Below are 589 nucleotides of genomic sequence, written 5' to 3'. Positions count from 1 at the left end.
TAATGTGGCCTCCGTCGTGAGCAGGACTGTCCGAGCAGGAAAGTTCATATATGGCGGCAGGCGCCCGCCCCGCGCCCGAGGGACTCCTATCCCAAATCTTAACTCTGTTATCATAATTACGATAATATCCTGATAGCTCAGGAGGTAGCTGTGAATATTAGGCCAGTCTCAGATCTTAGAAATCACTACCCGGACGTTGAACGCGAAGTCGAACAAGAGGGTCCGGTTTTTCTAACTAAAAACGGGCGGGGCTCTATGGTCGTCATGAGCTTTGAGCAGTACAAGTCGCTGAGCAATACAATCGAGAGCGCCCTTGATGCCGCTGATCGTCAGGCCGCCAGCATGCAACTTCGCTATACACACGACGACGTCTTTGGCTCTGTCAGAAAAATGCTCGACGGCGGTCTCGATGAACGAGCCCATTAGAAGCCGCGATATAGAGTCGATGATCAAGTAGACATCATTCAGCTAAAGAACGGCGGAAATTCGACGCTGGCAGGTTAACTTTGTTGGGCGTTGTCGACGCCAAACCAGCTCAAAAGCCGTATCGATACAGAAAGGTCCCCGACCGGAGGGGCCGGATATAAGG

Annotated in this window: 1 protein-coding gene; it reads left to right on the top strand. The window is 52.0% G+C overall.

The features are described from left to right. The first annotated feature begins 150 nt into the window (after positions 1 to 150). Complete coding sequence (locus SFLMC1_RS07320) at positions 151 to 426, top strand: type II toxin-antitoxin system Phd/YefM family antitoxin (RefSeq protein WP_152073289.1); 276 nt, start codon at positions 151 to 153, stop codon at positions 424 to 426. Positions 427 to 589 lie beyond the last annotated feature (163 nt).

The sequence above is a fragment of the Collinsella aerofaciens genome (genome assembly GCF_901212495.1).
GTDB lineage: Bacteria > Actinomycetota > Coriobacteriia > Coriobacteriales > Coriobacteriaceae > Collinsella > Collinsella aerofaciens_H.
This window is presented reverse-complemented; position numbering and strand designations above follow the sequence as displayed.